This is a genomic window from Kitasatospora sp. NPDC097691 (assembly GCF_040302665.1).
In the GTDB taxonomy this organism is placed as follows: domain Bacteria; phylum Actinomycetota; class Actinomycetes; order Streptomycetales; family Streptomycetaceae; genus Kitasatospora.
The window spans coordinates 93118-99986 of record NZ_JBEORY010000026.1 but is presented as its reverse complement, the minus strand read 5'-3'; the positions used below and the strand labels follow the sequence as shown (position 1 = coordinate 99986).

General features: G+C 69.9%; 9 protein-coding genes. 4 read left to right on the top strand and 5 right to left on the bottom strand.

Features of this window, described 5'->3' with window-relative positions; all coding sequences use genetic code 11:
- Nucleotides 1-384: WXG100 family type VII secretion target (locus ABTY56_RS20175; RefSeq protein WP_350630292.1), on the bottom strand; the 384-nt coding region annotated here is incomplete at its 3' end.
- A gap of 260 nt (nucleotides 385-644) precedes the next feature.
- On the opposite strand from ABTY56_RS20175, the gene ABTY56_RS20170 reads away from it, so the two are divergent.
- A complete protein-coding gene (locus ABTY56_RS20170; RefSeq protein WP_350630291.1) occupies nucleotides 645-1232 on the top strand; it encodes a DUF4240 domain-containing protein in 588 nt (195 codons plus the stop codon).
- A 139-nt stretch (nucleotides 1233-1371) separates the two neighbouring features.
- Here ABTY56_RS20170 and ABTY56_RS20165 read toward each other — a convergent pair whose 3' ends face one another.
- Nucleotides 1372-1650 carry a hypothetical protein gene (locus tag ABTY56_RS20165; protein WP_350630290.1) on the bottom strand — a complete coding sequence of 93 codons (279 nt, stop codon included), beginning with the start codon at nucleotides 1648-1650 and terminating at the stop codon, nucleotides 1372-1374.
- Between the two features lie 123 nt (nucleotides 1651-1773).
- Entirely contained in the window at nucleotides 1774-2373 is a 600-nt protein-coding gene (locus ABTY56_RS20160) for a hypothetical protein (protein ID WP_350630289.1), read from the bottom strand.
- Between the two features lie 247 nt (nucleotides 2374-2620).
- Between ABTY56_RS20160 and ABTY56_RS20155 the strand changes: the two genes are divergently transcribed.
- Entirely contained in the window at nucleotides 2621-3352 is a 732-nt protein-coding gene (locus ABTY56_RS20155; protein ID WP_350630288.1) for an SDR family oxidoreductase, read from the top strand.
- Between the two features lie 194 nt (nucleotides 3353-3546).
- Here ABTY56_RS20155 and ABTY56_RS20150 read toward each other — a convergent pair whose 3' ends face one another.
- Entirely contained in the window at nucleotides 3547-3897 is a 351-nt protein-coding gene (locus tag ABTY56_RS20150) for a hypothetical protein (protein WP_350630287.1), read from the bottom strand.
- A 269-nt stretch (nucleotides 3898-4166) separates the two neighbouring features.
- Here ABTY56_RS20150 and ABTY56_RS20145 point away from each other — a divergent pair, with 269 nt between their 5' ends.
- Entirely contained in the window at nucleotides 4167-4322 is a 156-nt protein-coding gene (locus ABTY56_RS20145) for a hypothetical protein (RefSeq protein WP_350630286.1), read from the top strand.
- On the opposite strand, the gene ABTY56_RS20140 is transcribed toward ABTY56_RS20145, so the two are convergent.
- Nucleotides 4310-4804 (bottom strand): cupin domain-containing protein, encoded by a 495-nt coding sequence (locus ABTY56_RS20140; protein WP_502893150.1) that lies wholly within the window; start codon nucleotides 4802-4804, stop codon nucleotides 4310-4312. The genes ABTY56_RS20145 and ABTY56_RS20140 overlap by 13 nt on opposite strands.
- Before the next feature lie 715 nt (nucleotides 4805-5519).
- Between ABTY56_RS20140 and ABTY56_RS20135 the strand changes: the two genes are divergently transcribed.
- A complete protein-coding gene (locus ABTY56_RS20135; protein WP_350630284.1) occupies nucleotides 5520-6812 on the top strand; it encodes a hypothetical protein in 1293 nt (430 codons plus the stop codon).
- Nucleotides 6813-6869 lie beyond the last annotated feature (57 nt).

Sequence of the window (6869 nt, the reverse complement as noted above, 5' to 3'; positions counted from 1 at the left end):
ACTGGAGGGCTTCACCGGGCCCGGCACGACAGCCGTCCCGAACGGATCCGGCTCCTCCGGAACCGGCGCGGACGGATTCCGCATGCTCTGATGGATGTCCTTCTCCACCTGACGGTAGTAGCCGGCCGTCGCGGCGAGCTTCGTGCCGACATCCCCCATGTCACCACCGAGCTTGTCCAGCAACGTCTTCCAGTTCGCCCCACAGTCACGCACTGCCGCAGCCGTCAACCAACCCTGCAACGTACCGGCAGCCTGATTACACGGCTCCGCCAACTTCGACGTCTCACCCGGAATCAAACCCCCGATATGCTGCGCACTTTGTCCGCAGCCGTCCAGTTCGGCCGGATTGACCTTGAACTGCAAACCGGCATCAGGATCAGCCATGTCTTTCTTCCCCCCCGTTACTTCGGACCTGGATCCTCGCCAGGCCCACGTTCATCTGACGAACGTTCGTCGGATGGTAGCTGAATGCCTGAATGCCTGAATGCCTATCGCAGTGATCGGCGGCTGAAGCAGACACGAAGCGGCCGCGCCCGGGGGATCCACCTGCATTGTCGGTACCGCGACTGACAGTTCGGCTACCGGCCGCCCCGGGCGAGCGGCCCCCGGAGTCGGCTGTCAGAGCCAGGTGAGAGGGTGCGGCCATGAACATCGACGACTTCTGGACCGTCATCGAAGCGGCACGAACAGACGCCGCTTCGGCCTCCGGAGACCCGGGCCAGGCGTTCGCATCGGCCCTGGTCGACCGGCTTGCGGCGACCTCGAAGCAGATGATTCTCGAATACCAGCAGTGCTTCGATCAGCTCCACGGGGCGATCTACCGCTGGGACGTGTGGGCTGCCGGCTATCTGATCGGCGGAGGCTGTTCCGACGACGCCTTCATGGACTTCCGCGCCGGACTCATCGCCCAGGGCCGAGAGTGGTACGAGCGGGCCGTCACCGCACCCGATGTTCTCGCCCAGCATCCGGACGTCATCGCTGCGGCGGCCGGAGGCAGTGACGAGGTTCTGTTCAACGAATCCGTCAACTACGCGGCCTCCTACGCCTACGAGCGCATCAACGGCGGCGAAGACGGCTGCACGTTCCACGACGACTACGACCACTTCTGCGGACCCCGCACCGATCGCGAGCCGGCCGATATGGGCGAGAACTTCGCCTTCGACGACGCGTCGGAAATGCAGGCCCGTCTCCCCGGGCTGGCCTGCCTCTTCCTGGAGCACGATGACGCCTGAGCACAGCTGTGCCTGAACTCACCGGGCCCCCTCGCCGTCAAGCTCGGAGATCGGGTCGCGGTCACGGTGCAGCAGGGCTACTACTCGGTGCCGGTGGGCAGGTGGGCCGGTGGGCCGGTTGGCCGGTGGGCTGTGCCGCTCATTTCGTCCTGAACCCGGGGCACGGGCACGAGCGCTCGTTCCAGGTGCCGATCCAGTTGCCGCCGCCGTCGTAGCGGTCCGGGCCGTCGTACTCGGTCTCGCTGCAACTGCCTCGGGAGCCGTGGCTGCGCGCGCTGTGCCCGCACTCGACACAGCCCGGCGGGCCCGGCCGCTCCGGCGGGAACGGTGTCCCGGTCCGCCAGATGGCCACGATTGCGGCCACGCAGAGGACCAGGACCACGATCCCGACCGTGCCGATGATGCCGGACGTGCTCATCCGAGGCCCCCCTTGTCCCGCTGTGTGGTCACGTGCGGGCGGGGGTTCGTGGTTCCGTCCTGACGAACCGCGTTGCCTACGGAGCGGGCCGGGCCGTCCAGGAGTGGCCGCCTGCGGGGGCGGCTACCGTGCGGCGGTCGGGCCGGCGCTCAGGGCCGCGTCGACAGCGGTGACCTCGGCCCGGGCGAGGGCGACGAGGCGGGCGGTGTTGGCCCGTGTGGCGTCGAAGCCGGCGAGGGTCACGCCGACGATGTGGCTGCCGTCCAGGACGCCGATGCCGATGTGCGTCTCGCCGCCCATGGTGACGGTGCCGCCGGTGGTCGCCGTGCCGAGGCGTGGTGTGGCCAGCGGTGTGAAGCCCGGGACGGCGCTGCTCGCCCGGGCGGCCTGCTGGAAGGCGGCCGTCGCGGCGGCGGTGCTGCCGTAGAGGTCGACGGAGAGCGTGACCTTCATGGTTCCGGTCGGGTCGGCGAACACCGCGGCGACGGTGGCCGTGGGCCGGCCGACGGCGGTGCTGTCGGGACCGACACTGACGACCTGGGTGACCTCGGGGAAGAACCGCTGGACGGCCTTCAGCGCCGCGTTCACCGGCAGCGATGCGCCGGTGCTCTGCGCGACGACGACCGGCGACGGTGTCTGTGCTTGCGCCGGTACCGCGCTCACCCCGGCTGCCAGTACAGCGGCCGTCGCGAGCGACAGCGCGGCGAATCGTCCCTTTCGCATGATCATCTCCCGTCTTTCCGGCTGATTCCCCCGGCACCGCCCCCTCCGGCCAGTCTCCTCGCCCGTCACGCCTGCGGCGACCTCGCGCTGCACGGCCTTCCGCGGCATGCCGATCACTTCCACGGATGTCACGGTGGGTTACACCCGTACGGGCCGGGCACCGCTCGCCGAGACGGTCGCGTTCGTCGAGGGTTGGCACTACGGAAGGCGCATGTCGGACGCCAGTCATCGAAAGAAGGCCAATGCCATGAAGTTCGCAGTCATCGGCGGAACCGGGCTGATCGGGTCACGGGTCGTGGAGAACCTGAACGCCGCCGGGCACCAGGCCGTCCCGCACTCCCTGTCCACGGGTGTGGACGTCATCACGGGTCAGGGGCTGGAGGCGGCCGTGGCGGGTGCCGACGTCGTCGTCAACCTGACGAACTCTCCGACCTTCGACGAAGCCTCGCCCGCCTTCTTCCGGACCTCGATGGAGAACCTCCTCGCCGCGAGCCACGAGGGCGGGGTCGGGCACGTCGTCATCCTCTCGATCGTCGGCGTGGACCGGGTACCCGATCTGGACTACTACCGGGCGAAGGTGCTTCAGGAGGAGGTCCTCAAGGCCGGACCGATCCCGTATTCCATCGTCCGTGCCACGCAGTTCATGGAGTTCATGGACGCGACCCTGTCCATGACCGCCGACGGCGACACCATCCGCCTGCCGCGCACGCCGATCCAGCCGATCGCCGCCGCGGACGTGGCCGGCGTGGTCGCCGAAGTCGCAGCGGGCAGCCCTGTGAACGGCGTCGTCGACATCGCGGGGCCCGACGTCTACCCCCTCGACGAACTCGGCAGGCTCACCCTGACCGCCAAGGGCGACGGCCGCCGTGTCGTCACCGATGACACCGCCGGCCTGTTCGCCGCCGTCCACGGCGACGTCCTCACCGCCCCGAACGGCGCCCGCATCGCCCCCACCCACTACACCGACTGGCTCTCCTGAACCAGCCCCCTCCGGCGCAGCCGCCAAGCCGGGGCGGACAGGTCGGATCGACCCCAGGACGCACACCGCCGGGACGCCTTCGGGTGTCCCGGCTGCTCGGCTCGCAGAGGCCGTAGGCCCACCGGCGTCGCCCGGCGCGGCTGTTCCGGTCGGACGGCCGTCACGGACCTCGTACCGGGCCCGGCCGCCGCGGATCACACCTTCTGCACCTCGCTCGACACCGTGAACCCCTGGCGGCGGCAGGTGTCGATGACCGTTGCCGTGGCGCCCGTCCAGAAGTAGTAGCGGTGGCCCTGGACGGTACGGAAACCGACACCGGCCGTCCCCAGGCGGCCGCGGCAGGGGAAGACCTCGGCGATCTCCTCCGGTGTGCCGTCCAGCGGCTGTGCGCCGGACAGCCGCCACACGGCGCCGAGCAGCCGGGCCCTCAGGTGCACCCGCCCGGATCCGACGGTGAGCACGCCGAACGGCCAGGTCGCGTTGAGTCGTCCGCCCTCGAAACGCCCGTTCACCGCCGGGAAGTTGGCCCCACCCGTCTTCTGCATCCGCTCAGTATGCCGGAGGCGGATTGACGACAGGCGGCCAGGACGTCGAGACAGCTCTTCCCCCCTGTCTCCCATGCTGCGCATGCATCACGGAAACCGCCATGAGCGAGAAATGTCCGCGCGGCGGACGTTCCGGACGGAACGTCAGGTGTCTGAGTTTCCGTCAGCAACCATCGCCGGCAGAGGTTTGCCACGGCAGGTGACGGAGGAGACTCTGTGAAGCAACTGCACAACGCGCCGGCTCCTGCCTGATCGTCCTGGCGGCCGGCGTGATCATCGCGAGCTACCTGCAGTGGCGCACCCGTGAGGGCGTGCTCACGGGCTTCGTCAGCGCCGTCATCGGCGGTGGCGTCCTGAGCGCTCCGACGGCCGCTGCATGGACGGTGCCCAGTGAGCGGCGGCCGGTGGCCGGTCAGGCGATGTAGTGGTCGTGCCGACGGTAGAACTCGGCCCACTCCTCCGCGCTCAGCCGGCCTCCATCGGACACGATCTCGGACAGTTCCTCGAAGAACGGTGCACGCGGCACTCCCGGTGCGAAGAGCATCAGCATCGAGGCCGGCTCGCCGGAATCGTTGCTGAAGGCGTGCACCGCGCCCTCCGGGACGTGCAGGAAGTCACCAGCCCCGGAGTCGGCCCACCGTTCACCGTCATACAGGCGGACGGTCCCGGACAGGACGAAGAACGACTCGGACATGGTCCGGTGGAAGTGCGGTGCGGGGCCACCGGGTCGTGGTCCCAGATCCAGCCTGTACAGGCCGAACCGGTTCTTCGCGCAGAGCGGGTCGACCAGGTAGTGGACGGTCGTCCCGCCTTCGCCGACCAGCACGTCCGGCGTGGCGGTGGCGAAGCGGAACTCGGCCTTGTTCTCTCCGGATTCACCGAGGTGGTGAGTCATCGGGTACGACATGGTGCACGTCCATTCGAGGTGCCCGCCCGATCGGCGGGAAGTCCGTTCCCGGCAGTCAGGAGAACGCACCGGGCCGGCGAACGGACACCGGTTCCGCTTCCGGAGCCAGGGCGGCTTTCACGAGGCGGCGTCGGGGCGTCATACCGGTAGCTGTAGCACCTGCGGGGTCCTGGGGTCCGAGTGCCGTACGGGGCGCTCACCCGGGCGGCGGCGGACCTCCGTCGGCTCGAACAGTCCCGGGGCCGCGCAGTGCGTCCCGCATCGCCGCCGTGGACATCCGTTCGCGCTCCACCTGCCGCTCATCCTTCGTGGCGCGCCCCGATCTCGGCTGTCCCGTCCACCGACTCATGACAGAAGGCTGCGGACACCGGTGAGTGATCGGCACGGCCGCGACGGAACACACCGGGCCGACTCAATGTCCGACTCGTCCTGGTTCGCTTCCTATCATGCGGTGGCGACAGACGTTCACGCCGTTTCAGGCGAGGAGAGCATCATGCCCAGTGTCCAGGGAACAGACGACGGCAGCGGCTTCGGGATCAGGGGCGAGAGTTCCTCCGGGACAGGCGTGATCGCCACCAGCTCGACGGGCACAGGTGTCTCGGCCTTCTCCGATTCCGGGCCCGCTTTCGACGGCCTGAGCAATTCCGCTCCCGGTGTCCGGGGCCGGAGCGTCCACGCGCGTGGGGTCTCCGGTCAGTCGGACGACGCGGCCGGAGTGGCAGGGATCTCCGGCACCGGGGTCGGCGTCAGCGGTGAGAGCAAGGGCGACAACGGCGTCCTCGGGACCACGGAGGACGGAACGAAGGCCGGAGTCTTCGGACGCTGCACCGCGGGGGAAGACGGAAACGGCGTGGCCGGCCTGGCGGACGGCTACGGCGGCGTGGGCGTGTTCGGCACGGCCCAGAAGCGGGACGGTACGGGGGTGGTCGGGGTCGGTGCGACCGGAATGCTGGCCGGGGGTGACGCAGGGCCCGGCCTGGTCGCGTCCAGCAAGCAGAACCACGGCGTGGTCGGCAGCACCGAGCAGGAAGGCCGGGTGGGGGTGCTCGGCCAGGGGAACGAGGTGGGCACCGGGGTCCTGGGCAGCACCAGCGCGTCGGCCGAGCCTGCCGTGCAGGGCCGGCACGAGGGCGGGGGTACCGGCGTCCTGGGCACGACGGACGGAACCGCCGAAAACCTGACCGATCCGGTCGCGGCCGTGAAGGGCACCTCGACCGCTGACGCACCCGCGGTCCTCGGGATCAGCACGCTCGGCGCTGGGGTCGTGGGACGTCGGGGCAAGGCGTCCACCTTCGGCACGACTGCCGGAGTGGTGGGCGCCGCTGTCGGGGACACCGGTGTCTACGGGATCGGGGCACCGGGTGTCCAAGGTCTTGCCGCCGGTGTCGGCGCGACTGCTGTCGTGGCGTTCGGCGGCCTCCAGTCCGTGGGCAATCCCCAAGCCGGCAGTTTCTCCGGGCCGGTCGACGTACTCGGCAGCCTGCACGTGGTCGGCGGACCGAAGCTGTTCGTCATCGACCACCCGTCGGACCCCGAACGCCGGTACCTCCAGCACGCCGCGGTCGAGGCGCCGGCCCTGAAGACCCTCAACGACGGCACGGTGACACTCGACGGGGAGGGCAGGGCCCGCGTCGAACTGCCGTCCTGGTTCGGGCTCCTGAACACCGATCTGTGCTACTCGCTCACCCCGATCGGGGAGCCCGCACCCGATCTCCACGTGTCCGAGGAGTACGACGGCACCGCGTTCACCGTCGCCGGTGGCCGCGCGGGTGGGCGGGTCTGCTGGCAGGTGACCGGCGTTCGCCGAGATCCCTCCGCGCTGGCCCACCCGCTCGTCGTCGAGCGGGACAAGGAGCCCGAGAACATCGGCAGGTACGCCGACCCGGAGGCGTACGGCCGTCCCCGCTCCGACCTCCTCGCATGGGCCGCGAAGCTGAGTGCGGACGCCGAGGCACTGGCCGGGCGCCTGCGCACCGCCCCGGCTGAACAGCATCCACGGCCGTCGTGACGGTGCTCCGCCTGGGGGTGCAGCCGGCCGGCGTGGGTTGCACCGTCGGCACGGTCG